The following is a 23,360-nucleotide window of genomic DNA, read 5'->3' as shown; positions in this document are numbered from 1 at the left end:
TAACGAATTGCGGAAAGTGGTCGTCGCGCCCTGTGATGACGATGAGCGTCAGTCGTGGGAGTGCAGAGGCTTGCCGGCCAGGGCCAGGTGGGCCTCGCCGAGCGCCTCGTTCTGCGTCGGGTGGGCGTGGATGAGCTGCGCGACCTCGGCCGGCAGCGCCTCCCAGTTGTAGATCAGCTGCGCTTCGCCGACCTGCTCGCCCATGCGGTCACCGACCATGTGGACGCCGACCACGGCACCGTCCTTGACCTGGACGAGCTTGATCTCGCCCGCGGTCTTGAGGATCTTGCTCTTGCCGTTGCCCGCGAGGTTGTACTTGAGGGCGACGACCTTGTCCGCGCCGTAGATCTCCTTGGCCTTGGCCTCGGTGATGCCGACGGAGGCGACCTCGGGGTGGCAGTACGTCACCCGGGGCACGCCGTCGTAGTCGATCGGGACGGCCTTGAGGCCGGCCAGCCGCTCCGCGACGAGGATGCCCTCGGCGAAGCCGACGTGCGCGAGCTGGAGCGTCGGGACGAGGTCGCCCACGGCCGAGATCGTCGGCACGTTGGTGCGCATGTACTCGTCGGCCAGGACGTAGCCGCGGTCCATCGCGACGCCCTGCTCCTCGTAGCCGAGACCGGCGGAGACCGGGCCGCGGCCGATCGCGACGAGCAGCACCTCGGCCTCGAAGGTCTTGCCGTCGGCCAGGGTGACCTTGACGCCGTTGTCGGTGTACTCGGCGGACTGGAAGAAGGTGCCGAGGTTGAACTTGATGCCGCGCTTGCGGAACGCGCGCTCAAGAAGCTTCGAGCTGTTCTCGTCCTCGACGGGGACGAGGTGCTTCATGCCCTCGATCACCGTGACGTCGGTGCCGAAGGACTTCCACGCGGAGGCGAACTCGACGCCGATGACACCGCCGCCGAGGATGATCGCGGACTCCGGGACCCGGTCGAGGGTCAGCGCGTGGTCCGAGGTGATGATCCGGTTGCCGTCGATCTCCAGGCCCGGCAGGGACTTCGGCACGGAGCCGGTGGCCAGCAGGACGTGACGGCCCTCGACACGACGCCCGTCGACGTCGACGGAGGTCGGGGAGGACAGGTGGCCGGTGCCCTCGATGTAGGTCACCTTGCGGGAGGCGACGAGACCCTGCAGACCCTTGTACAGGCCCGAGATCACGTCGTCCTTGTACTTGTGCACGGCCTTGATGTCGATGCCCTCGAAGGAGGCCTTGACACCGAACTGCTCCGCCTCGCGGGTCTGGTCGGCGACCTCGCCGGCGTGGAGCAGGGCCTTCGTCGGGATGCAGCCGTTGTGCAGGCAGGTGCCGCCGAGCTTGTTCTTCTCGATCAGTGCGACGTCCAGGCCCAGCTGCGCTCCGCGCAGGGCCGCGGCGTAACCGCCGCTACCGCCGCCGAGGATCACTAGGTCGAAAACGGTGCTGGCGTCGTTCGCCACGTCACGTCCTCCATGCATGTGCGCTCGTCGCCGGTCCTCGATGACCGGGCGGCGGCTGGTGTTCGGCCGCTTATTTTCGGCCCTGTGGTGGGGGCCCTGTCCTGCCGAGAACCCATCTTCGCACTTGTTGACGGATGGCGGGACGCGGGGCCGTGCTCTGAGACGGCCGATCGTCCGTACGGCGGGCCGGGCAGAGCGTGCGAACCTACGGATTTCGTCGCGGGCGAACGGGGACGGCCCCGGGCACGGAGCCCGGGGCCGTCCCCGTCGCACACGGGGTCACACGGCGATCAGAGCTCGCCGGCCGCCGTGCGCTCCGCCAGCCTCACCAGGGTGCGGACCGAGGAACCGGTGCCGCCCTTGGGGGTGTAGCCGTACGGGGCGCCCTCGTGGAAGGCCGGGCCCGCGATGTCGAGGTGGGCCCAGGTGATGCCCTCGCCCACGAACTCCTGGAGGAAGAGACCGGCGACCAGGCCGCCGCCCATCCGCTCACCCATGTTGGCGATGTCGGCGGTGGGGGAGTCCATGCCCTTGCGCAGGTCCGCGGGGAGCGGCATCGGCCAGGACGCCTCGCCGACCTCGTCCGCGATCTCGTGGATCGTGGAGCGGTAGTCGTCGTCGTTGGCCATGATGCCGAAGGTGCGGTTGCCCAGGGCCAGGACCATGGCGCCGGTCAGGGTCGCCACGTCGACGATCGCGTCCGGGTGCTCCTCGGAGGCCTTGGTCAGCGCGTCGGCGAGGACGAGCCGGCCCTCGGCGTCGGTGTTCAGGACCTCGACGGTCTTGCCGCTGTACATGCGCAGCACGTCACCCGGGCGGGTGGCGGAGCCGGACGGCATGTTCTCGGCGAGGGCGAGCCAGCCGGTGACGTTGACCTCGAGGCCGAGACGGGCCGCGGCGACGACGGCGGAGAACACGGCGGCGGCGCCGCTCATGTCGCACTTCATCGTCTCGTTGTGGCCGGCCGGCTTCAGCGAGATGCCGCCCGAGTCGTAGGTGATGCCCTTGCCGACCAGGGCGAGGGTCCTCTCCGCCTTCGGGTGGGTGTAGGCGACGCGGACCAGGCGCGGCGGGTTCTCCGAGCCCTTGCCGACGCCCAGGATGCCGCCGTAGCCGCCCTTGGCGAGCGCCTTCTCGTCGAGGACCTGGACCTTGAGGCCGTGCTCCTTGCCGGCGGCCTGGGCGGCGGCGGCGAAGGCGGCCGGGGTCAGGTCGTTCGGCGGCATGTTGATCAGGTCGCGGGCGCGGTTGATCTCCTCGGCGACGGCCTGCGCGCGCTCGGCGGCGGCCTTGAACGCCTTGTCGCGCGGCTTGGCGCCGAGCAGGGCGACCTCGCCGAGCGGCTTCTTCGCGTCCTTGCCGGTCTCCTGGTACGCGGTGTAGGCGTACGCGCCGAGCAGGGCGCCCTCCGCGATGGCGGCGGCGTCCTCGGTGTCGGCGATCGGCAGCGCGAACGCGGCCTTCTTCGCGCCCGTCAGGGTGCGGGCGGCGGTGCCGGCGGCGCGGCGCAGGGTCTCCGTGCCGTAGGACTCGCCGTCCTCGGGGGCGGAGCCCAGGCCCACGGCCAGGACGAGCGGGGCCTTGAGACCCGCGGGGGCGGGCAGCTTGGTCGCCTCACCCTCGGCACCCGAGGCGCCCAGGGTCTCCAGGACGGCGGCGAGCCGGCCTTCGAAGGCCTTGTCGACGGCCTCGGCGCCCGGGGCGACGACGAGCGTCTTCCCGGACTTCGCGACGCCGACGACGAGGGCGTCGGCGCGCAGCGTCGCCGCGCCGGCAGTGCTGAGAGTGAGAGCAGTCACGGTGGTGAAATCTCGCTTCCATTGAGTTCTGTGGCGGTCGAGGGATGGGCCGACCGTGCCCGCCGCATCGTATTTCGGCCCGGAGAGCGCCGAGAACGAGCCTACGCTCGCTCACCCGGTTCGCTCACGGCGGCGTTGATTCACTCATCCGTGGTGTCTCTTTCATGTTTACCGTTCCGGCCCGGACGGCTCCTTCACACTCGCCTCAGCCACGCAAGGACGACGCTCTCGTCTTCGCATCATCTGCAACATCTCCACAGATCCCCCGCTCCGGCCCGGACGCGGAGGGACCTGCCGAGGGGGGACACCACCTGATGGAATCCGGCCGAATCCGTACGCCCAGAACCGCGCCCCGCACCGCCCGGATCGCGGCCCTCGCCGCCGCCGCGCTGCTCGCCACCGTCGTCCCGTCCGCGCAGGCCGTCGCGGCCCCCGCGGCCGTCGTGCCCCGGATCGACCTCACCGTCCTCGTCGTCGACGACGGCGGCAGCGCGGTCGGCGCGATCACCGCCGAGCTGAAGGGCGCGGGCGTCCCGTACCGCAGGATCGACCTGAACGACCCGAACCGGCCGGTCCTGGACACGGCCTTCCTGAGCGACACGCTCGACGGGCGTCCGCGCGCCAAGTACCAGGGCGTCGTCCTGCCCCACGAGAGCGCGCTCACCCCCGGTTCGGCCGAGGACACCGCCCTCCGGACGTACGAACGGACCTTCGGGATCCCGCAGGTCGACGCCTACACCTGGTCGCACCCCGGGGTCGGTCTCGACTACACGAACGAGGGAGGCTGGTCCGGCGTCCTCGACGGGACCACGGCCGGCGTCACCGCCGCCGGGCGGACCGGCCCCTTCCAGTACCTGGCCGGAGCGCTCACCTTCGAGGACAACGACCCCACGATCGCGGAGAGTTACGGCTACGCGGGCCGCCCCCGCGCCGGCTACACCAGCTACCTCGACGTCCCCGTCGACGGCGGCGGCCGGGCCAGCCTCGTCGGCGAGTACACCGCCGACGGACGCCGCGAACTGGTCGTCACCTTCGCCTACAACCAGTACCAGCGGCAGTTCCGGGCCCTCGCCCGCGGCATCGTCGAATGGCTCACCCAGGGCGTCCACCTCGGCCAGAGCCGCAACTACCTCTCGGTCCACGTCGACGACGTCTTCGCCCCCGACGCCCGCTGGGACTCCGCCCTCAACTGCACCCCCGGCGACTTCGACTGCGTCGGCGACGACGGCGAGGGGGCGAACCCGATCCGGATGTCGGTCGCCGACGCCCAGTACGCCGCCGCCTGGCAGAAGTCCTCCGGCTTCACCCTCGACATGGTCTACAACGGCGGCCAGGGCGAGCAGTGGAAGACCGAGCACGGCGGCGCCGACCCGCTCACCGACCGGCTCGTCGCCGACCGCGCCCAGTACCGGTGGATCAACCACACCTACACCCACCCCTTCCTCGGCTGCGTCCAGGACAACACGATCGTCCCCTGGCAGTGCGCCAAGGACGCCAAGGGCGACACCCTCTGGGTCAGCCGCGCCGAGCTCTCCGCCCAGATCCGCGACAACCACAACTGGGCCGTCCGCAAGGGCATCTCCGTCGACCGCTCCGAACTCGTCACCGGCGAGCACTCCGGCCTGAGGACCCTGCCGCAGCAGCCCGTCGACAACCCGAACCTCGCCGGCGCCCTCGCCGACAACGGCGTCAAGTGGACCGGCAGCGACAACTCCCGCGAGCCGCAGCAGCGTTCGGTCGGCACCGCCTCCGGCGCCGCGAAGACCGTGCCCCGCCACCCCATGAACGTCTACTACAACGTCGGCACCGCCGCCGAGATGGCCGACGAGTACAACTGGATCTACACCTCCCGCGCCGACGGCGGCAGCGGCGTCTGCGAGTCCAACCCGCTCTCCACCTGCCTGGCCGAGCCGCTCCCGACCAGCACCGGGTACGCCGACCACATCGTCCCGCAGGAAGCCCGCACCGCCCTCTCCCACGTGCTCGGCAACGACCCGCGGCCGCACTACGTGCACCAGTCCAACCTCGCCGAGGAGCGCCTCCTCTACCCCGTCCTCGACCGGATCCTCGCCGACTACCGCGGCCTGTTCGCGCCGAGCGCGCCCCTGGTGAACCCGGCCCAGCGCGACGTCGGCACCGAGCTGACCCGCCGCGCCGCCTGGGACCAGGCCGTCGCCGCCGGAAAGGTCACCGCCTACCGCATCGGCACCGCGGTCACCGTCAAGGCGCCCGCCGGCGTCGCCGCGCCCGTCACCGCCCCCGAGGGCACCCGCAAGCGGCTCCTCCTCGGCACCACCGCCTTCGGCGGCGCCTACGCCGGGACCCGCTCCGCCTGGACCACGCCCGAACTTCTCCAGAGCACCGTCACACTCACGCTCCCGACCGTCTGACCTGCACGTTCTGGGGGGAACCGCACATGCCGAGCCGTGGCAGTCACGTCACCATGCTCACCGAAGGCACCTACCCGCATGTCCACGGAGGCGTCAGCACCTGGTGCGACCAGCTCGTCCGTGGCATGCCCGAGGTCGACTTCGAGATCCTCGCCCTCACCGGCAGTGGTCGCGAACCCGTCACCTGGGAGCTGCCGTCCAACGTCACCCGGCACACCGCGTACCCCCTCTGGGGACTCCCGCAGGGTCCGGCCGCGCGGCTCCGCGCGCGCCGGCCCCCGCGGGGGCGCGAGCGCCGCCGCTTCCTCGACAGCTACGAGCGCCTGCTGCTCGCCCTGCTCGACCCGGAGGCGGGGTACGACTTCGGCACCAGCCTGTACGAGCTGGCCGAACTCGCCCGGCAGGGAGCGCTGACGGGCGCCCTGCGCTCCGAGGCCGCCCTGCGCTCCCTGATGTGGATCTGGACCATGCCGCACCTGCCGACGCTCGCGGCCCGGCCCACCGTCCACGACGCGCTCACCGCCACCGACCTGCTCGAACACGCCCTGCGGCCACTGGCCGCCCGGATAGCCGGCGGCGGCGTCGCCCACGCCGTCTCCAGCGGCCTCGCCACCCTGCCGGCGCTCGTCGCACAGCACGTCGAAGGAGTGCCCTTCCTGCTCACCGAACACGGCATCTACCTCCGCGAGCGCTACCTCGGCTACCGCACCGACGCGCAACGCTGGCCGGTGAAGGCCCTGATGCTCGGCTTCTACCGCGAGCTCAACACCCTCGGCTACCGCAAGGCCGACCTCATCACCCCCTGCAACCAGTACAACCGGCGCTGGGAGGAGCGCGGCGGCGCCCCCGCCGACCGCATCCGCACCGTCTACAACGGCGTCGACCCGGCCCTCTTCCCCGAGGCCGGCCCGGAACCGGGGACCCCCACCCTCAGCTGGTGCGGACGCGTCGACCCCATCAAGGACCTCGAAACCCTGATCCGGGCGTACGCGATCTGCCGGGCCGAACGCCCCGCGCTGCGGCTGCGGTTGTTCGGCCCGGTCCCCGCCGGGAACGAGGACTACCTGACCCGCCTGGAGAAGCTCGCCGCCGAGCTGGGGGTCACCGACGGGATCACCTTCGAGGGCCGCGTCTCGGACGTGCCCTCCGCCTACGCGGCCGGCAGCGTGGTGATGCTCTCCTCCATCAGCGAGGGCTTCCCCTTCTCCCTCATCGAGGCCATGTCCTGCGGCCGCGCCACCGTGTCCACCGACGTCGGCGGGGTACGGGAGGCCGTCGGCGACGCCGGGATCGTCGTCCCGCCCCGCGAACCGGCCGTCATGGCCGCCGCCGTCACCGCACTCCTCCAGGACGGGGCCCGCCGCGCCGAACTCGGCCGGCTGGCCCGCAAGCGGGTGATCGACCGCTTCACCCTGCACCGCTCCGTGGACGGCTTCCGCCAGATCTACCGCGAGCTGGCGGGCGACCGGGCCCGGCCCGTGCGGCCCGTCGTCCACCCGAAGCCCTGGCCGGTCCGCCTCCCCGCCCCGCGCCGCCTCACCCCGACCCTGGTGGCGGGAGGCACCCCGGCATGAGCGGCTCCCTCTGGCTGAAACCACCGACCGCGGACACCCCGCTGCCGACGATCCCGAGACCACGACGGGAGGGCGTGACCGGGACCGGGGCACCGCCGGCCCCGGCCGGCCCCGGCCCCGGCCCCGATCCCGATCCCCGCCCCGGCCACGACGGCGGCCCCGGTCCGGACCGCCGCCCCGATCCCCATCCCCATCCCGATCCCGATCCCGGTGACGGTCTCGCCGGCGACCCCCTCGACGAGCTCGCCGAGCGGATCGGGGCGCTCGCCGCCGTCGCCGTGCACCCCGACGAGATCGCCGCGATCCTCGAGTCCGACGGCATGACCGACGACCACATCCGGCTCACCTACGGCCGCGCCGACTCCTTCGCGCTCGCCGAGGACCTCTACACGCGCGTGGAGCGGCGCCACCCCGCCCCCCAGGCGCCGCCCGGCGACGCCTGGCACACCGGGCTCGCGGGCTGTCTCCTGCGCGGGCTCGTCTTCGCGCTGCCCGGCCTCGCCTATGTCCTCGCCGCACCCCTGCTCGCCGGGGAGCAGGGCCGGTTCGGGCTCCCCGGCGGAACGGTTCCGCTGCTCGCGGGCGCCGTCACCGGCTGGGTGTGGAACCAGGCACTCTCCCACCGCGCGTACACCTGGCTCGGGCTCGGCGACCGGCCCGCCGCCGCCCGCGCCCTGCTCGTCGGCGCCCCGGCCGGCGCCCTCGCCGGTACGGCCGTCGCCCTCGCGGCGGCCGCGCCCGGCGAGACCCCGGCGGCCCTGTTCGCCGCCGGGCAGTCGGTCTACCTCGCCGCCGCGACCGTGCTCCTGGTCCTCGGCCGCGAACGGGCCCTGTTCTGCGCCCTGCTGCCGCTCGCCGGCGCCGTCCCCGCCTTCCGCTGGGACCTGCCCGACCCGCTGCGCGCGACGCTGCTGCTCGCCGCGCTCACCGCGAGCGTCGTCCTCGCGGGGCTCGTCCTGCGGCCGGGCGCCCGGCGCGCCGCGGCGGGAAGCGGCGGCCCACCGCGCGCCGCCTCCCTCCCGTACGGCCTGTTCGGACTCGGCAGCGGTCTGCTCGTCCTCCAGGCGGGCGTCGGCGTCACCCCGGTGAGCGGGGCGGGGGCGGTCATAGCGCTCACGCTCTCGATGGGACCCGCCGAGTGGCTGCTGCACCGCTTCCGGGGCGAGAGCCTGACCCGGCTGCGGACCCTCTCCACCGCCCGCGAGTTCCGCCGGGCCGTCACCGGCACCCTCGTGCTCTGCCTCGGCGGCTTCCTGACCGTCCTCGTCGCGCTCACCCTCACCGTGGCCCTCGCCTGGCCCGGGGCTCCCTGGCCGACGCTGCCGCGGCTCGTCGGCCTGCTCGTGATCGGGACGGTGCTCTGGCTGGGGCTGCTGCTCCAGGCCTTCGGCGCGGTGCGCGGCGCGGCCGCCGTCTGTCTGCTCGCGGCGGCCGCGCAGACGGTGGAACCGGCGGCGGGCCCGCTGGTGGCCGGGGCGGCGGCGGCCGTGCTGGCCGTCCTCACCTGTGTTCTGCTGGTACGACCGACCGCCCACCGCGTCTAGGGAACCCGGCACGTGAACCGTCTCCTTCTGGTGCCGTTCTACGAGCACCCGGCCGACCGCCCCGATGCCTGGTCCGCGCTGGTCGCCGCGGCGCCGTCCCTGTACGGCGTCGTCGTCAACCCGGCGAGCGGCGCGGGCGAGGCCCCCGACCCCGCGTTCGCGGAGGCGGCCGGGCGGCTGCGGCGGGCCGGGGTGCGGCTCCTCGGCTACGTGGACACCGACTACGGTCGCCGCCCGCACGCCGAGGTCGTCACCGACCTCGTCCGCCACCGCGACTGGTACGGCACCGACGGCGCCTTCCTCGACCAGGTCGCGACCGCGCCCGCCGCCCTCGCCCACTACCGCCGGATCGCGGTCGCGGCCCGGTCCGCCGGGGCCGTGACCCTGGTGCTCAACCACGGCGCCCACCCCGACCCCGGATACGAGGAGTTCGCCGACCTCCTCGTCACCTTCGAGGGCCCCTGGGACACCTACCGGACGCTCGATCTGCCGGTCGCCGACCGGTACTGCCACCTCGTCTACGGGGCCCCGCCCGGGGTCCGCCCGGCCACCCGGGTGCACTGCGCCGTCCCCGGCACGGGTGCACACCCCTGGGGCACCCTTCCGCACCTCTTGGAGCCCGCCCGATGAGACGAGCCCGCCCGATGAGACGAGCCGCCCGATGAGACGACTGCTGCCCCTGCTCGCGGGGCTGCTGCTCCTCGCCACCGCCTGTACGACGGCCCCGGACCCGGACCCGAAGCCGCGGGAGGAGCGGTGGCGGCCGAAGCCGGGGGTCGGCTGGCAGTGGCAGCTCAGCGGCCGGCTCGACCCGACCGTCGACGTCCCGGTGTACGACATCGACGGCTTCGACCACCCGGCGTCGACCGTCGCCGACCTCCACCGGCGGGGCCGCAAGGTCATCTGCTACCTCTCCACCGGCGCCTGGGAGGACTTCCGGCCGGACGCCTCCGCGTTCCCGAAGTCCGTGCTCGGCCAGGGCAACGGCTGGAAGGGCGAGCGCTGGCTCGACATCCGCCGCACGGACGTCCTCGAACCCCTGATGGCCGCGCGCCTCGACATGTGCCGCGACAAGGGCTTCGACGCCGTCGAACCCGACAACATGGACGGCTACAAGAACCGCACCGGCTTCCCCCTGACCGCCGCCGACCAGCTGCGCTACAACCGGCTGATCGCCCGCCTGGCGCACGAACGGGGCCTCGCGGTGGGACTCAAGAACGACCTGGACCAGATCCCGCAGCTGCTCCCCGACTTCGACTTCGCGGTCAACGAGCAGTGCGCGGAGTACGACGAGTGCGGCCGTCTGGTCCCGTTCGTGACGGCGGGCAAGGCGGTCTTCCACGTCGAGTACGAGCTGGAGGCCGAGGAGTTCTGCCCCCAGGTGCGCGAGCTTGGCTTCAGCTCCCTGCAGAAGCGGTACGAGCTGGGCGTCTGGCGCCGGGCCTGCTGACCCGCTCCGCCGCCGGGCCCGGAGGGGTCACCCCAGGGCCAGCGCCACCAGGGCGGCCGTCGCCGCCGTCTCCTCGACCGCGCCGAACACGTCCCCCGTCACCCCGCCGAACCGCCGTACGCACCGGCGGAGCAGCAGGGCCGCCGCGCCGAGCGCCGCACCCGCCGCCAGGACGTTGTGGACCGCGTCGGACGGCGAGAGCAGCAGGCCCGTGGCGGCGCAGCCGACCAGGACGAGGGCGGTCGTGAGGGTCGAGGACCGGACCGGGACCGTCGCGGCGACGATGGCCCCGAGGCCCTCGGGGCGGGCCGCGGGGACGCCGTGGCGTGAGGCGTGGGTCAGGGCGAGGCGGGCGACGGTCGCGGCGAGGACGGCGCCGACCGCGCCGTGCGCCCAGCTCTCCCCGTACAGCTCGAAGACCGCGGCGACCTGGGCGAACAGGACGAGGAGCAGCACGACGACGCCGAACGGACCGACGTCGGACTGCTTCATGATGCGCAGCGCGTCCTCGGCGGGCTTGGCGCTGCCGAGGCCGTCGGCGGTGTCGGCGAGGCCGTCGAGGTGGAGGCCCCGGGTGAGGGCGGCGGGGACGGCGGTGGTGACGACGGCGGCGAGCAGCGGGCCGGAGCCGAGCGCCAGGAACGCGGAGCCGAGCGCGGCGGCGCAGAGGCCGACGACCAGCCCGGCGAGGGGTGCGCAGAGCATGCCGGCGCGTGCCGCGTCCCGGTCCCAGCGGGTGATGCGGGCGGGGAACACGGTGAGGGTGCCGAAGGCGAAACGCAGGCCGTCCATCCGGGCAGGGTAATCGTCGCCCCCGGACGGTAGATTGCGCATACCGCCCAAATCGGAAGGGGGTGGCATGGGTCACTGGTTCGCCCGCAACATCGTCGAGCCGGGCAAGCTCCCGACGCTTCTCGCTCTGACCTCATTCGTCGTGACATTCCTGGTCACCCGCACGGTCACCCGGCTCATCAGGGCGGGGAAGGGACCCTTCCGGAACGTCTCCTCCGGTGGGCTCCACATCCATCACGTCGTACCCGGCGTGGTGCTCACCGTCCTCGGCGGGTTCGGCGCGGTGGGCAGCGGTCGGCACGGGATCGGCGCGGCCGTCTTCGCCGTGGTCTTCGGGATCGGCGCGGGGCTCGTCCTCGACGAGTTCGCGCTGATCCTCCATCTGGACGACGTGTACTGGACCGACGAGGGCCGCAAGAGCGTCGAGGTGGTCGTCCTCACCGCCGCCCTGGTCCTGCTCGCCCTGAGCGGCTTCTCGCCGCTCGGCGTCGACGACGTGACCGCCGACGAACGCCAGGACCGGGCCACGTTCGTCCTGACCCTGGTGGTGAACTTCCTCTTCATCCTGATCACCCTGGTGAAGGGGAAGTTCCGGATGGCCGTCCTCGGGACCCTCGTCCCCTTCGTGGCGATCGTCGGCGCCGTCCGGCTGGCCCGCCCCGGCTCCTGGTGGGCCCGGAGGTTCTACGGGCGCCGCCACCGGGCCCGGGCCCGGTCCCGCATCCGCACGTACCGCCACGACAAGCGCTGGGTCAAGGTCAGGCGCCGCTTTCAGGACTTGATCGGCGGCTTCCAGGAGCGGGTCCCGGGGCGGGGCTCCACCCCCTCCTGACGACGCTCGCGCCAGGCCTGCACCCCGATCAGGACGAGGACGCCGGCGATCGCCGCCAGATGCTCCTTGCCCGCCAGGTTCGGCTTGACGATCACCTCGACGACCATCGCCACGACCACCATCGCGCCCGTCCACCGGGCCCCGTACCGCCAGCAGACGTAGACGGCGAGGCCGACGACGGCCGCCGAGGGCCCGGTGTCGACGACCAGCGCGTCGGAGGCGGGCAGTCCGAAGGGGGTGTCCGGGCCGAGCGCGATGCCCACCCGCGCGTACAGCGTCCCGCAGAGCGTGGCCAGATAGGCGACGGCGAGCGTCCGCCACCGCCCGAGACAGATCTCGGCGATCCCGAACACCAGCAGGACCTGTGCGAGAGCGCCCCAGACGGGCAGGTCCAGCGCGGGCACGAACAGGGAGAGCGGGGTGCGGAGCAGCGCGAGCCAGAGCGGGTCCTCGGCGCGGACGGAGCCGATGTCCTGGACCGGCTGGTAGCCCCAGTCCTGGTTCTGCACGAGCTGGAAGAGGGCGGTGAGGCAGACGGCGGCCAGCGTCATCGGGACCGCCCTCCACCTCCGGGTGACGAGCGCCGCCCGCACGGTGCCGAGGAGCGGACCCCACTCGCGGCGTGCGAAACCCGCGACGGAGCCGCTCAACGGCCGCTCTCCAGATGTCTGCGGTGCATCCACTTCGGCAGCCCCGGGGCCTCCAGGAACCCTTCGGCGCGACCGGCGGCGAGGCCGATGCGCAGCAGGTCCGCACTCTTCTCGAAGAGCATGAATCGGGGCTCCCAGATCGGTCGGTACTTGGCGTTGGCGCGGTACAGCGACTCGATCTGCCACCAGCGGGAGAAGAAGCTGAGCAGGGAACGCCACATGCGCAGCACGGGTCCCGCCCCGAGCTTCGAGCCACGTTCGAAGACGGAGCGGAACATCGCGAAGTTCAGTGAGACCTGAGTGATCCCGATCTCCTTGGCGCGTTGGAGGAGTTCGATGACCATGAACTCCATCAGCCCGTTCTCGGAGTCCCGGTCACGGCGCATCAGGTCCAGCGAAAGGCCCTTCGGCCCCCAGGGCACGAAGGAGAGCACGGCCCGCAGGGCCCCCTCGCCGTCGGTGCACTCCAGCATCACGCAGCGGCCGTCACGCGGGTCGCCGAGCCGCCCGAGCGCCATCGAGAAGCCCCGCTCGGTGGCCCCGTCCCGCCAGTCGTCGGCCTTGCGCAGCAGCTCGGCCATCTCCTCGGCCGGGATGTCCTCGTGGCGCCGGATCCGTACCTCGTACCCGGCCCGCTTGACCCGGTTGAAGGCCTGCCGGACCGTCCGCATGGCCCGTCCGTCGAGGGTGAACTCGTCGGTCTCCACGATCGCCTCGTCGCCCAGCTCCAGGGCGTCCAGTCCGTGCCGCGCGTAGATCACGCCGGCCTCCTCGCTGGCCCCCATCACCGCCGGGATCCAGCCGTGCTCCCGCGCCTCGGCCAGCCAGGGCTCGATCGCGCCCGGCCAGGCCTCGGGGTCGCCGATCGGGTCGCCGGAGGCGAGCGAGACCCCGCCGACCACCCGGTAGGTGACGGCGGCCTTCTCGCTCGGCGACCACACGACGCTCTTCTCGCGGCGCAGCGCGAAGTAGCCGAGCGAGTCCCGGTCCCCCTGCTTGTCGAGCAGGGCCCGCAGCCGCTCCTCGTCCTGCTCGGTCAGCGGGTCGGTGGCCCGGCGGGAGCGGAAGGCGGCGAAGAGCACCGCGAAGAGCAGCAGCGTGGACAGGACGTTGATGGTGACGTCGACCCAGCCGGGGGTGGTGATCCCGGCGAACCGCGAGTCGTCGGAGGCCAGCGTGATCAGCCGCATCACGCCGTACCGCCAGCGCTCCAGGAAGGTGGAGTGCGCGGTGGAGGTGTTGGTGACGGTGACCAGGGCGGCCGCGAGCAGCGAGGTGACGAGCAGCCCGCCGACCGCCACGACCGCCGCCAGCCACGGGTTGGAACGGTCGCCCTTCGCGTAGAACTCCTTGCGTCCCAGCAGCAGCGCCAGGACGAAGGCGGCGGTCAGGGCCAGCGAGATCCAGTTCTGCGCGTGCTGCCGGATCTCCGGGAAGAGCATCACCAGCGAGAAGAGCAGCAGGAACAGTCCGCCGAGCACCAGGTTCAGGATCCAGGCGGCCCGTTTGCGGCGCCGCATGGTGATCGCCAGGAAGAGGGTGAAGACCCCCGAGGCGAAGCCCGCCGTGAGCATGTACGGAGTGAAGTAGTTGTCCTCGTTGTGCCGGCGCAGGTCCTGCCCGAAGGAGACCCAGACGGCACTCAGGAAATTGATGAACGTGACGACGCGCAGGTACCAGACGGCGAACGCGGCGCTGCGCCGTGATCGGGCGGTGGTGCCCCGGGGCGCTGCTTCGGCGGACAAACGGACCTCTCCCATGAAAAGCGATCATATGGGGCATCGTTTGTCATGCGGCGACGCCGGAGGCGGCCGCGCGCGCGTCGCGCACCTGCCGTGCGCCGCGCGTACGGCCGCCTCCGGAGCCGCTCAGTCCGTCCCGCGTCCCGCCCGTCAGGCCCCGGAGCCGTCCTCGGTGTCCGGAGTGGTCGGATCCGGACGTTCGGGCAGCTCCGCGGCGAACGCCGCCGCGGCCCTGACGAGGGGCAGCGCGAGCAACGCCCCGGTTCCCTCACCCACATGGACGCCGTGGTCGAGCAGAGGGTTGAGCGCCATCCGGTCCAGGGCCTTCGCCTGCGCCGGCTCCCCGCTCACCTGACCCGCCAGCCACCAGTCCGGCGCCCGGAACGCCGCCCGCTGCGCCACCAGCGCGCAGGCCGCCCCCACCACACCGTCCAGGATCACCGGCATCCGCCGCACCGAGGCCTGCAGCAGGAAACCCGTCATCGCCGCCAGGTCCGCCCCGCCGACCGCCGCGAGCAGCTCCAGCTGATCGCCGAGCACCGGCCGGGCCCGCCGCAGGGAGTCCCGGATCGCCGCGCACTTGCGCATCCACGCCAGGTCGTCGATCCCCGCGCCGCCCCGGCCCGTCACCACCGACGCGTCCGTCCCGCACAGGGCCGCGATCAGCGTGGCCGCGGGCGTCGTCCCGCCCACGCTCAGATCCCCGAGCACCACCAGATCGGTGCCCGAGTCCGCCTCCTCGTCGGCGATCGCGACACCGAGCCGCACCGCCGCCTCGGTCTCCTCGGCCGTCAGCGCGTTCTCCACGTCGATCCGGCCGCTGCCGCGCCGCACCCGGTGGCGCGCCACCTCGGCCGGCAGCAGCTCCGGGTCGCAGTCCAGACCCGCGTCCACCACCCGCACCGGCACGTCCGTCGACCGGGCCAGCACCGCGATCGGGCTCGCCCCGTCGAGGACCGCGCGCACCAGCTCGTACGCGGTCCCGGCCGGACGCCCCGACACGTCGAGCGAGGCCACCCCGTGGTCGCCCGCGAAGAGCACCACCTTCGGCTGCTCGATCGCCCGCACCTCGACCGAGGCCTGCGCGGCCGACAGCCACTCACCGAGCTCGTCGAGCCGACCGAGCGCCCCCGGCGGCACGGTCAGCCGCTCACGGCGCTCCTCGGCGTCGCGCCGGATCCCCCCGTCGGGGCGCTCGATCAGATCGGAGAAGTCGTCCAGGTTCACGCGGTCCGCCTTGTGCCATCAGCGAGGTCATCGGTGATCGGCACCCTACCCGCGCAGTACCAGGGGCTGTCCGGCGACCACGAGGAGGACCTCCTCGCACTCGTCGGCGAACGCCGCGTTCAGCCGGCCCAGCTCGTCCCGGAAACGCCGCCCCGCCGCCGTCGCGGGCACCACCCCCGAGCCGACCTCGTTCGTCACCGCCACGACCGTGCGGCGGGTGGCCCGCACCGCCGCCACCAGCTCCGCCGTCCGCTCGCGCAGGGCCGTCTGCCCGCCCGCCGCCCACCGCTCGTCGTCCCAGGCGCCCACCCGGTCCATGGCGTCCGTCAGCCACAGCGACAGACAGTCCACGAGCAGCGCGGGCCCGTCCTCTTCGAGCAGCGGTACGAGGTCACAGGTCTCGGCGGTACGCCAGGACCCCGGCCGGCGCTCCCGGTGCAGTCCCACCCGCTCCGCCCACTCCGGGTCGCCCTCCCGGCCGCCGCCCGTCGCCACGTACAGCACGTCGGGGAAGGTCTCCAGGCGCCGCTCGGCCTCGACCGACTTCCCCGACCGGGCCCCACCGGTCACCAGGGTGCGCCGCGGCACGTCCGGCACCTCGTGGTACTCGCCCACGTACAGCGTCGTCCCGTCCGCAACCGCCCGGGCGCCCGCCGCCGCGAGCCGGCGGTCCAGCTCCGCGCCCGTCGGCACGTCGTGGTCCAGGTGGACGGCGATCACCTCGGTTGCCGGCCCCGCCGCCCCGGTCGCCCGCAGCCGGGCCAGCCCGTCCGGACGGCCCGTCACATCGGCGACCACCATGTCGTACGGCACCTGGTGGTTCTCCGGAAGCCCGGCCACGGCCCCGCCCGGCGGCAGGTACAGCAGCCGCTCGCCCTCCGCCGAGGTCACCTCGTACCCGGTGCCGGGGGAGTCCATCGGGACCGCCCGCACCCGGTGCCCGGAGATCAGCGTCAACTCCCGGCCGTCCGGCACCCGCCCGGCGGTGGGAAGCCCGGCGGGCATCTCCACCGGGGGCCCGTCGTGCGGATGCGTGAGCAGCACCTGCCGTACGCCGACCAGCGAATGGCCCGACCGGGCGGCCGCCAGGGCGGCCCCCGGGGTCAGATCGAGCAGCAGGGCCCCGTCCAGGAGCAGCGACGTCGCCGCGCGGACCCGGGGCCCGCGGGAGAGCGCGCACACGGCGCAGGGGCAGTCGGGGCGGGGCAGTCCGAGCGGGGCGCCGGTGCCGAGCAGAGTCAGTTCCACCCTCAGATCCTCCCGCGCCACCGCGAGCCGTGCGCGCCCGGCTACTCTGCGGGCAGGAAACCGATCATCCGGTGAGCGCCAGGAGGCGGACATGGCATGGACGTGGCGGTTCGAGAAGTCCGACGGCACGGAGGTCGAGCCGGTGGTGACCCCGGAGGAGTTCACCACCCAGGGAGACGCGGAGAGCTGGATCGGCGAACACTGGCGTGACCTCCTGGGCGGCGGCGCGGACCAGGTGACCCTCTCGGAGGACGACACGAAGATCTACGGCCCGATGCCCCTGAACGCCGAGGGCTAGAACCCCCGGCGGCCAGGGCGGGGGTGCGGGGGCTGCCGCCGCCGCACCCCTTCCGGCCCGTGACCGCCGCGGGCGACCGTCACATCTCGCCCAGCGTGACCTCCACCTTCTCGGTGGCCGTCCCCCGGACGTACACCGTCGTCACCTTGTCGCCCGGCCGGTGCGAGGCCAGGGCCTCCGACAGCGAGGTGATCGTCGTGATCTCCGTGTCGCCGAGCCGGGTGATCACATCGCCCGGCTTCAGCCCCGCCTTGCCCGCCGCCCCGCTCGCCGGAGCCTCGACGACCGCCACGCCCGCCGGCTCGTAGTCGTCGTCCAGGACCGTGCGGCCGGTGATGTTCAGGGCCGCCCGGCCCGAGTCCGTCACCTTGCCGTCCTTGATGATCTGGTCGGCGACCGTCCGCACCATCGACGAGGGGATCGCGAACCCGATGCCGGGGGCCGAGCCGCCGCCCATCTCGGGGTCGCTCGCCGCGAGCGTCGGGATGCCGATGACCTCGCTGTCGAGGTTCACCAGCGCGCCCCCGCTGTTGCCGGGGTTGATCGCGGCCGACGTCTGGACCATGTCGGCGATGGTCGCGCCCGTGCCCCCACCGGTCCGCCCCTCGCTGACGGTGCGGCCGGTCGCGGACACGATGCCCTGCGTGACGCTGCCGGAGAGGCCGAGCGGGGAGCCCATCGCCAGCACGATCCGTCCCATGTCGACGGCCGCGGAGTCGCCGAACCTCGCCGGCTTCAGTCCCTGCGGCGTCGACTCCAGTTTGATCACCGCGAGGTCCTGCTCCGGGTAGGAGCTGACGAGCCGGGCGGTCACCGGCTGCCCGCCCGTGGCGGCGGTGACCTGGAAGGACTTCTCCTGGCCGACCACGTGCGCGTTGGTGACGATGTGGCCCTTGTCGTCGTAGACGACCCCGGAGCCCAGGCTCTCGGCCGCGTCGATCTGCACGACGGACGGCAGGACGTTCCTGATGACGGCCCGGTAGTCGTCCTCCAGGTCGTTGGCGGCGAGCGGCGCCGCCGCCTGGGTGGAGCGCTCCGGCGCGGACGCGCCGCCCGCGGAGGTGCAGCCGCCGACGAGTGCCGCGGCGCAGGCGGCGGCCGTCAGGGCAAGGAGGAGGCGGGAGGTACGGGCATGGGCACGGGATACGTCCATGTCCGGAGTATCCGATCGGCCCGCGCCCCGGGCCCGGCGAGCGCACCCGATCAGGGGTGCGGTCCCCGAACCGTCGGCTTCCTCAGCCCCGTACCCCGCACAGGTGCAGCAGCGCCGCCACCCGCCGGTACGGTTCGGTGCGTCCGGCCCGGTCCTCGGCGGCGAGCAGCCGATCCAGCTCCTCGGCGGCCGGCAGGCCCTCCTCGGCGGGCACGGCGTCGGTGAAGACCCGCACCCCGTACCAGGCGTGCAGCGGCGCCGCGATCCCCGCGAGCGTCGCCGTCAGCGCGTCGAGGCGGTCGGCCCGCACCTTCACGCCGTTGTCGTCGGTGTAGACGTCGGAGTCGAACCCGGCGAGGGCTCCCGACCAGTCTCCGGCGAGCCCCGGCCGCATGGAGAGGGCCTCCCCGTTCCGCACGACCAGGGAAAGGAGCCCGCCCGGGGCCAGCATCCGGGCCAGGCCCGCGAGCAGCGCGTCGGGCTCGTCCGCGTACATCAGGACGCCGTGGCAGAGGACGACGTCGAAGCTGCCGGGGAGGAAGTGCACCCCGGTCTCGCGGCCGTCGCCCTCGATCAGCCGGACCCGCTCGCGGATGCCGGCGGGTTCGGTCGCCAGCGACTCACGGGCCGCCTTCAGGAGATCCGGGTCGGCCTCCAGGCCGGTGACCGTGTGCCCCGCGCGCGCGAGGCGCAGGGCCTGGGTGCCCTGGCCCATGCCCGCGTCGAGGATCCGCAGCCGCTGTCCCACGGGATAGCGGCCGGATATCTGCTCGTCGAGCTGGCGGGCGACGATCTCCTGCCGGATGGTGTCGCGCAGCACGCCGGAACCGGCGGGCCAGTGCACGACGACGGGCAGCACCGGGCCACCCGACTCCGACGTCGCCGCGCCGAAAGCGCGCTCGCCGAGCTCCGAGCTGTCGGCGCTCAGGGCCGCTCTCCGCGCTTGACCTGCGGCTTCGGAAGCCGCAGTCGGCGCATCTGGAGCGTACGCATCAGGCCGTAGGCCACGGCACCGCGCTTCGGCTCGTTCGGGAAGCGCTCGGCGAGCTGCTTCCGCAGGCGGATCCAGATACCCACCGAGTCGATGACGATCAGGATGATCACACCGAGCCAGAGCAGCAGAGAGATGTTCTGCAGCGACCGGTTGGTGTTGCCGAACAGCGACAGCACGAGGATCACCACGGCCATCGGCAGGAAGAACTCGGCGATCGCGAAGCGCGAGTCGACGAAGTCGCGCACGAAACGGCGGACCGGACCCTTGTCGCGGGCCGGCAGGTAACGCTCGTCGCCACTGGCCAGCGCTTCGCGCTGACGGGCCAGGTCCGAGCGGCGTGCCTCGCGCTGGCGCTTGGAAGCCTCCTTGCGGTCGGTCGGCACCGTCGCGGCGCGACGGCGCTGGGTCTGCGCCTCACTCCGCTTCGGGGTCGGGCGGCCCTTGGGGGCCTCGGGGTCGCGGGGCTGCTTGGTGGAGAGGTCCGCCGTCACCTTGTCGGTGGGGGCCTTCTCGTCCTTCGAACGGCTACGGAACACAAAACCCAAGGGTACGGGGTGGTGGGCATGAACCCCATGCCGGGCGGGAACGATCCGCTAACGGACTGCGTCTTCGCCGGTACGTACGGAGGACGCACCCGGGTCTCCCCCTAGATCCCTCTACTCCCTGCGCGGGAGGGGAGACCGGGCGCAGTCGTCCTTGGGGAGGAGCGCATCCCGCCCCGAACAGTGCGGTAATGGAGACAGGGCCCGTACTGTGGACCCTGTCGAAGAGCTGGAGCCAAGTCCGTCAGAAGGGGGCGCGCGAAGCCCATGAGCGGTGTCATGAAGCGTATGGGGATGATCTTCCGCGCGAAGGCGAACAAGGCCCTTGACCGGGCCGAGGACCCGCGCGAGACGCTCGACTACTCCTACCAGAAGCAGCTGGAGCTGCTGCAGAAGGTGCGCCGGGGCGTCGCCGACGTCGCCACCTCCCGCAAGCGGCTCGAACTCCAGCTGAACCAGCTGCAGGGCCAGTCCGCCAAGCTGGAGGACCAGGGCCGCAAGGCGCTCGCCCTCGGCCGCGAGGACCTGGCGCGCGAGGCGCTGTCCCGCCGCGCCGCGCTGCAGCAGCAGGTCAGCGACCTGGAGGTGCAGCACCAGACGCTGCAGGGCGAGGAGGAGAAGCTCACTCTCGCCGCCCAGCGTCTCCAGGCCAAGGTGGACGCCTTCCGCACCAAGAAGGAGACCATCAAGGCGACCTACACGGCGGCCCAGGCGCAGACCCGGATCGCCGAGTCCTTCTCCGGCATCTCCGAGGAGATGAGCGACGTCGGCGTCGCGATCCAGCGGGCCGAGGACAAGACCGCCCAGCTCCAGGCGCGCGCCGGCGCGATCGACGAGCTGCTCGCCTCGGGCGCCCTGGACGACCAGTCCGGGCTCGCGAAGGACGACATCCAGGCGGAGCTGGACCGGCTGTCCGGCGGTACGGACGTCGAGCTGGAGCTCGCCCGGATGAAGGCCGAGCTGGCCGGCGGCCCGTCGGCGCAGAAGCAGGCGATCGAGGGCGGTGGCACGGCCGCGCCGCAGGACAACACGCAGCAGCAGTCCCACCCGCGCTTCGAGAAGTAGGCGCGGGGAACCAGGCCACGGCTCGCGAACAGACAGGACGCGTCATGATCGTACGGATCATGGGGGAGGGCCAGTGGAAGCTGGCCGACAGGCACTTCGTGGAGCTGAACAGGCTCGACGACGAGCTGCTCGAAGAGATGGAGTCGGGGGACACGGACGGCTTCAGGGGCACGCTCGGCGCCCTGCTCGACGCCGTCCGGCGGCTCGGTGAGCCGCTCCCGGACGACGCCCTGGAGCCGTCGGAGCTGATCCTCCCGGCTCCGGACGCGAGTCTGGACGAGGTCAGGGAGATGCTCTCCGACGACGGCCTCATCCCGGGCTGACCACTCCGGCCGACGGTCCCGCCACCCTCCGGGGTGACGGGACCTTCCGCTTCCCCGCGCCCGCCCTACCCGCGCCACCCGCGACCCGCGCCACACGCGACTCGCGCCCGCCCCACCCGCGCCCGCGCCGCCGGCGGCCCGCGCCCGTCCCCGTGCCCGAGCCACCACCGGACCGCGCCCGTCCCCGCGCCCGCCCGGCCCGCCTGTGCCCGAGCCACCACCGGACCGCGCCCGTCCCCGCGCCCGCCCGGCCCGCCTGTGCCCGGGCTCTCGGACGGCGCCCACGCCCGCGCCCGGCCCGCCCCGTACCGTTGTCCCCCGTGACTCCCCCCGGACCTGCCACCGGCACCCCCTACACGCGGCTCCGCGACTGGTTCCTCGCCCATCCGCTCGCCTTCGACGCGACGCTGGCGTTCGGTGCGCTCGTCTGCATGATCGCCGGGTCGTTCACCGACCCGCACGGCAGCCCGACCGGGCCCACCTTCGGCGACCGCGCGCCCGGTGTGCTGAGCGTGCTGATCATGGTCGCCGGTGCCTCCGCGCTGGTGCTGCGCCGGCGGCACCCCTTCCGGGTGCTCGCCTTCATCGTGGCGATCAGCCTCGTGGAGCTGGTCAACGACAACCGGCCCGCCCCCATCGCGATGAGCGCCGTCGTCGCGCTCTACACCGTCGCCTCCCGCACCGACCGGCCCACCACCTGGCGGGTCGGGCTCGCCACCATGGCCGTGCTGACCGCCGCCGCCATGGCCTTCGGTCCGACGCAGTGGTACGCGCAGGAGAACCTCGGCGTGTTCGCCTGGACCGGGATGGCGGCGGCCGCGGGGGACGCCGTCCGCAGCCGCCGGGCCTTCGTGGACGCGATCAGGGAGCGCGCCGAGCGGGCCGAACGGACCCGCGAGGAGGAGGCGGGCCGCCGGGTCGCGGAGGAACGGCTGCGGATCGCCCGTGACCTGCACGACGTCGTCGCCCACCACATCGCCCTGGTCAACGTCCAGGCCGGGGTCGCCGCGCACGTCATGGACAAGCGCCCCGACCAGGCCAAGGAGGCCCTCGCCCACGTGCGGGAGGCCAGCCGGTCCGCGCTCGACGAGTTGCGCGCCACCGTCGGCCTGCTGCGCCAGTCCGGCGACCCGGAGGCGCCCACCGAACCGGCCCCCGGCCTCGCCGTGCTCGACGGACTGCTCGACAGCTTCCGCAAGGCAGGGCTCCCGGTGGCCGTGGCCCGCACCGACGGGGACAAGCCGCTGCCCGCGACCGTGGACCTCGCCGCGTACCGGATCGTGCAGGAGGCGCTGACCAACGTGCGCAAGCACGCGGGGCCGGACGCCGAGGCCGAGGTGAGCGTCGTCCGGGTGGGCCGTACGGTCGAGATCACCGTCCTCGACAACGGAACGCCCCCCGCCGCCCCCGACCCGACCCCCACCGGCGGCCACGGGCTGCTCGGCATGCGGGAGCGGGTCGGCGCGCTCGGCGGCACCCTCACCGCGGCCCCCCGGTACGGCGGCGGCTTCCGGGTCCAGGCGATACTGCCCGTGACGTCCCGCACGGGGGAGGACACATGACGATCCGGGTACTGCTCGCCGACGACCAGGCCCTGCTCCGCAGCGCCTTCAAGGTCCTGGTGAACTCCGAACCGGACATGGAGGTCGTCGGCGAGGCCGCCGACGGCGCCCAGGCCGTGGCCCTGGCCCGCTCCGAACGGGCCGACGTCGTCCTGATGGACATCCGGATGCCGGGCACGGACGGCCTCGCCGCCACCCGCATGATCACCGCGGACCCGCAGCTCTCCGGCGTACGGATCGTCATGCTGACCACCTTCGAGGTCGACGAGTACGTCGTGCAGTCGCTGCGCGCCGGCGCCTCGGGCTTCCTCGGCAAGGGGGCCGAGCCGGAGGAACTGCTCGGCGCGATCCGGATCGCCCACGCGGGCGACGCCCTGCTCTCCCCGGCCGCCACCAAGGGCCTGATCGCCACGTTCCTCGCGCAGGGCGCAGGTGCGGAGGCCGTGGGGGAGGGCGGTCGAGGCCGCACCGAGCGGCTTGCCGCGCTCACCGCCCGGGAGCGCGAGGTCCTCGTGCTCGTCGCGGGCGGACTCTCCAACGACGAGATCGCCGAGCGGCTCGACGTCAGCCCGCTCACCGTGAAGACCCACGTCAACCGGGCGATGGCGAAGCTCGGGGCCCGCGACCGTGCCCAACTGGTGGTCACGGCCTACGAGTCGGGACTGGTGCGCCCTCGGGTGGAGTGACCTGTGGGCCGGGTGATCCCTCCGAGGGTGGAGTGACCGGAGGCTCCGGCGT

General features: G+C 73.2%; 21 protein-coding genes. 11 read left to right on the top strand and 10 right to left on the bottom strand.

What is annotated here, in order from left to right:
* Positions 1–48: 48 nt before the first annotated feature.
* Both lpdA and ABT129_RS09325 read right to left on the bottom strand, forming a co-directional pair.
* Positions 49–1,437, bottom strand: coding sequence for a dihydrolipoyl dehydrogenase (gene lpdA / locus ABT129_RS09330; protein ID WP_351898636.1), 1,389 nt, complete (start codon positions 1,435–1,437; stop codon positions 49–51).
* Between the two features lie 290 nt (positions 1,438–1,727).
* Entirely contained in the window at positions 1,728–3,236 is a 1,509-nt protein-coding gene (locus tag ABT129_RS09325; RefSeq protein WP_351898634.1) for a leucyl aminopeptidase, read from the bottom strand.
* Between the two features lie 314 nt (positions 3,237–3,550).
* Here ABT129_RS09325 and ABT129_RS09320 point away from each other — a divergent pair, with 314 nt between their 5' ends.
* From ABT129_RS09320 to ABT129_RS09300, 5 genes are read left to right on the top strand one after another with little or no spacing between them, the layout of a single operon-like run.
* Positions 3,551–5,626 carry a hypothetical protein gene (locus tag ABT129_RS09320; protein ID WP_351898631.1) on the top strand — a complete coding sequence of 692 codons (2,076 nt, stop codon included), beginning with the start codon at positions 3,551–3,553 and terminating at the stop codon, positions 5,624–5,626.
* 26 nt (positions 5,627–5,652) lie between these two features.
* Positions 5,653–7,200 (top strand): GT4 family glycosyltransferase PelF, encoded by a 1,548-nt coding sequence (pelF, locus tag ABT129_RS09315; protein WP_351898629.1) that lies wholly within the window; start codon positions 5,653–5,655, stop codon positions 7,198–7,200.
* Positions 7,197–8,744 (top strand): hypothetical protein, encoded by a 1,548-nt coding sequence (locus ABT129_RS09310; protein ID WP_351898627.1) that lies wholly within the window; start codon positions 7,197–7,199, stop codon positions 8,742–8,744. The genes pelF and ABT129_RS09310 overlap by 4 nt, the downstream gene beginning before the upstream one ends.
* A 12-nt stretch (positions 8,745–8,756) precedes the next feature.
* Positions 8,757–9,374, top strand: a complete 618-nt coding sequence (locus ABT129_RS09305) for a spherulation-specific family 4 protein (protein ID WP_351898624.1) — start codon at positions 8,757–8,759, stop codon at positions 9,372–9,374.
* Positions 9,375–9,405: 31 nt separating this feature from the next.
* The gene (locus tag ABT129_RS09300; RefSeq protein ID WP_351898622.1) at positions 9,406–10,194 is read left to right on the top strand and encodes an endo alpha-1,4 polygalactosaminidase; all 789 of its coding nucleotides are present in this window, start codon (positions 9,406–9,408) and stop codon (positions 10,192–10,194) included.
* Between the two features lie 27 nt (positions 10,195–10,221).
* Here ABT129_RS09300 and ABT129_RS09295 read toward each other — a convergent pair whose 3' ends face one another.
* Complete coding sequence (locus ABT129_RS09295) at positions 10,222–11,028, bottom strand: adenosylcobinamide-GDP ribazoletransferase (protein ID WP_502981696.1); 807 nt, start codon at positions 11,026–11,028, stop codon at positions 10,222–10,224.
* 25 nt (positions 11,029–11,053) lie between these two features.
* Between ABT129_RS09295 and ABT129_RS09290 the strand changes: the two genes are divergently transcribed.
* Positions 11,054–11,818 carry a hypothetical protein gene (locus tag ABT129_RS09290; RefSeq protein WP_351898617.1) on the top strand — a complete coding sequence of 255 codons (765 nt, stop codon included), beginning with the start codon at positions 11,054–11,056 and terminating at the stop codon, positions 11,816–11,818.
* Here the strand turns inward: ABT129_RS09290 and ABT129_RS09285 are convergent.
* From ABT129_RS09285 to ABT129_RS09270, 4 genes are all read right to left on the bottom strand, one after another.
* Positions 11,758–12,468 (bottom strand): hypothetical protein, encoded by a 711-nt coding sequence (locus ABT129_RS09285; RefSeq protein ID WP_351898615.1) that lies wholly within the window; start codon positions 12,466–12,468, stop codon positions 11,758–11,760. The two genes, ABT129_RS09290 and ABT129_RS09285, sit on opposite strands and share 61 nt — an antisense overlap.
* Positions 12,465–14,228 (bottom strand): phosphatidylglycerol lysyltransferase domain-containing protein, encoded by a 1,764-nt coding sequence (locus ABT129_RS09280; protein ID WP_351898613.1) that lies wholly within the window; start codon positions 14,226–14,228, stop codon positions 12,465–12,467. Before ABT129_RS09280 ends, ABT129_RS09285 begins: the two co-directional genes overlap by 4 nt.
* Positions 14,229–14,360: 132 nt before the next feature.
* Positions 14,361–15,437 carry a nicotinate-nucleotide--dimethylbenzimidazole phosphoribosyltransferase gene (cobT, locus tag ABT129_RS09275; RefSeq protein ID WP_351898611.1) on the bottom strand — a complete coding sequence of 359 codons (1,077 nt, stop codon included), beginning with the start codon at positions 15,435–15,437 and terminating at the stop codon, positions 14,361–14,363.
* 45 nt (positions 15,438–15,482) lie between these two features.
* A complete protein-coding gene (locus ABT129_RS09270) occupies positions 15,483–16,685 on the bottom strand; it encodes a bifunctional adenosylcobinamide kinase/adenosylcobinamide-phosphate guanylyltransferase (protein WP_351898609.1) in 1,203 nt (400 codons plus the stop codon).
* 91 nt (positions 16,686–16,776) lie between these two features.
* Between ABT129_RS09270 and ABT129_RS09265 the strand changes: the two genes are divergently transcribed.
* Positions 16,777–16,983 carry a hypothetical protein gene (locus tag ABT129_RS09265; RefSeq protein ID WP_056560402.1) on the top strand — a complete coding sequence of 69 codons (207 nt, stop codon included), beginning with the start codon at positions 16,777–16,779 and terminating at the stop codon, positions 16,981–16,983.
* 79 nt (positions 16,984–17,062) lie between these two features.
* Here ABT129_RS09265 and ABT129_RS09260 read toward each other — a convergent pair whose 3' ends face one another.
* The 3 genes from ABT129_RS09260 to ABT129_RS09250 form a co-directional block, all read right to left on the bottom strand.
* Complete coding sequence (locus ABT129_RS09260; protein ID WP_351898606.1) at positions 17,063–18,136, bottom strand: S1C family serine protease; 1,074 nt, start codon at positions 18,134–18,136, stop codon at positions 17,063–17,065.
* An 82-nt stretch (positions 18,137–18,218) separates the two neighbouring features.
* Positions 18,219–18,995 carry a class I SAM-dependent methyltransferase gene (locus ABT129_RS09255; RefSeq protein WP_351898604.1) on the bottom strand — a complete coding sequence of 259 codons (777 nt, stop codon included), beginning with the start codon at positions 18,993–18,995 and terminating at the stop codon, positions 18,219–18,221.
* Positions 18,996–19,060: 65 nt separating this feature from the next.
* Complete coding sequence (locus tag ABT129_RS09250; protein ID WP_351898602.1) at positions 19,061–19,666, bottom strand: DUF3043 domain-containing protein; 606 nt, start codon at positions 19,664–19,666, stop codon at positions 19,061–19,063.
* A 273-nt stretch (positions 19,667–19,939) separates the two neighbouring features.
* Between ABT129_RS09250 and ABT129_RS09245 the strand changes: the two genes are divergently transcribed.
* The 4 genes from ABT129_RS09245 to ABT129_RS09230 all read left to right on the top strand — a co-directional run bounded on the left by ABT129_RS09245 (position 19,940) and on the right by ABT129_RS09230 (position 23,308).
* Complete coding sequence (locus ABT129_RS09245) at positions 19,940–20,737, top strand: PspA/IM30 family protein (RefSeq protein WP_351898599.1); 798 nt, start codon at positions 19,940–19,942, stop codon at positions 20,735–20,737.
* A 44-nt stretch (positions 20,738–20,781) separates the two neighbouring features.
* On the top strand, positions 20,782–21,060 hold the full coding sequence (pspAA, locus tag ABT129_RS09240) for a PspA-associated protein PspAA (RefSeq protein ID WP_351898597.1): 279 nt from the start codon (positions 20,782–20,784) through the stop codon (positions 21,058–21,060).
* A gap of 320 nt (positions 21,061–21,380) precedes the next feature.
* Positions 21,381–22,622, top strand: a complete 1,242-nt coding sequence (locus tag ABT129_RS09235) for a sensor histidine kinase (protein WP_351898594.1) — start codon at positions 21,381–21,383, stop codon at positions 22,620–22,622.
* Complete coding sequence (locus ABT129_RS09230; RefSeq protein ID WP_351898592.1) at positions 22,619–23,308, top strand: response regulator; 690 nt, start codon at positions 22,619–22,621, stop codon at positions 23,306–23,308. Before ABT129_RS09235 ends, ABT129_RS09230 begins: the two co-directional genes overlap by 4 nt.
* The last annotated feature ends 52 nt before the right edge of the window (positions 23,309–23,360 follow it).

It is taken from the genome of Streptomyces sp. NPDC002057 (assembly GCF_040296665.1).
Taxonomy (GTDB): Bacteria; Actinomycetota; Actinomycetes; order Streptomycetales; family Streptomycetaceae; genus Streptomyces.
The sequence above is the reverse complement of the archived record's forward strand: the minus strand, read 5'-3'. Positions and strand labels throughout refer to the sequence as shown.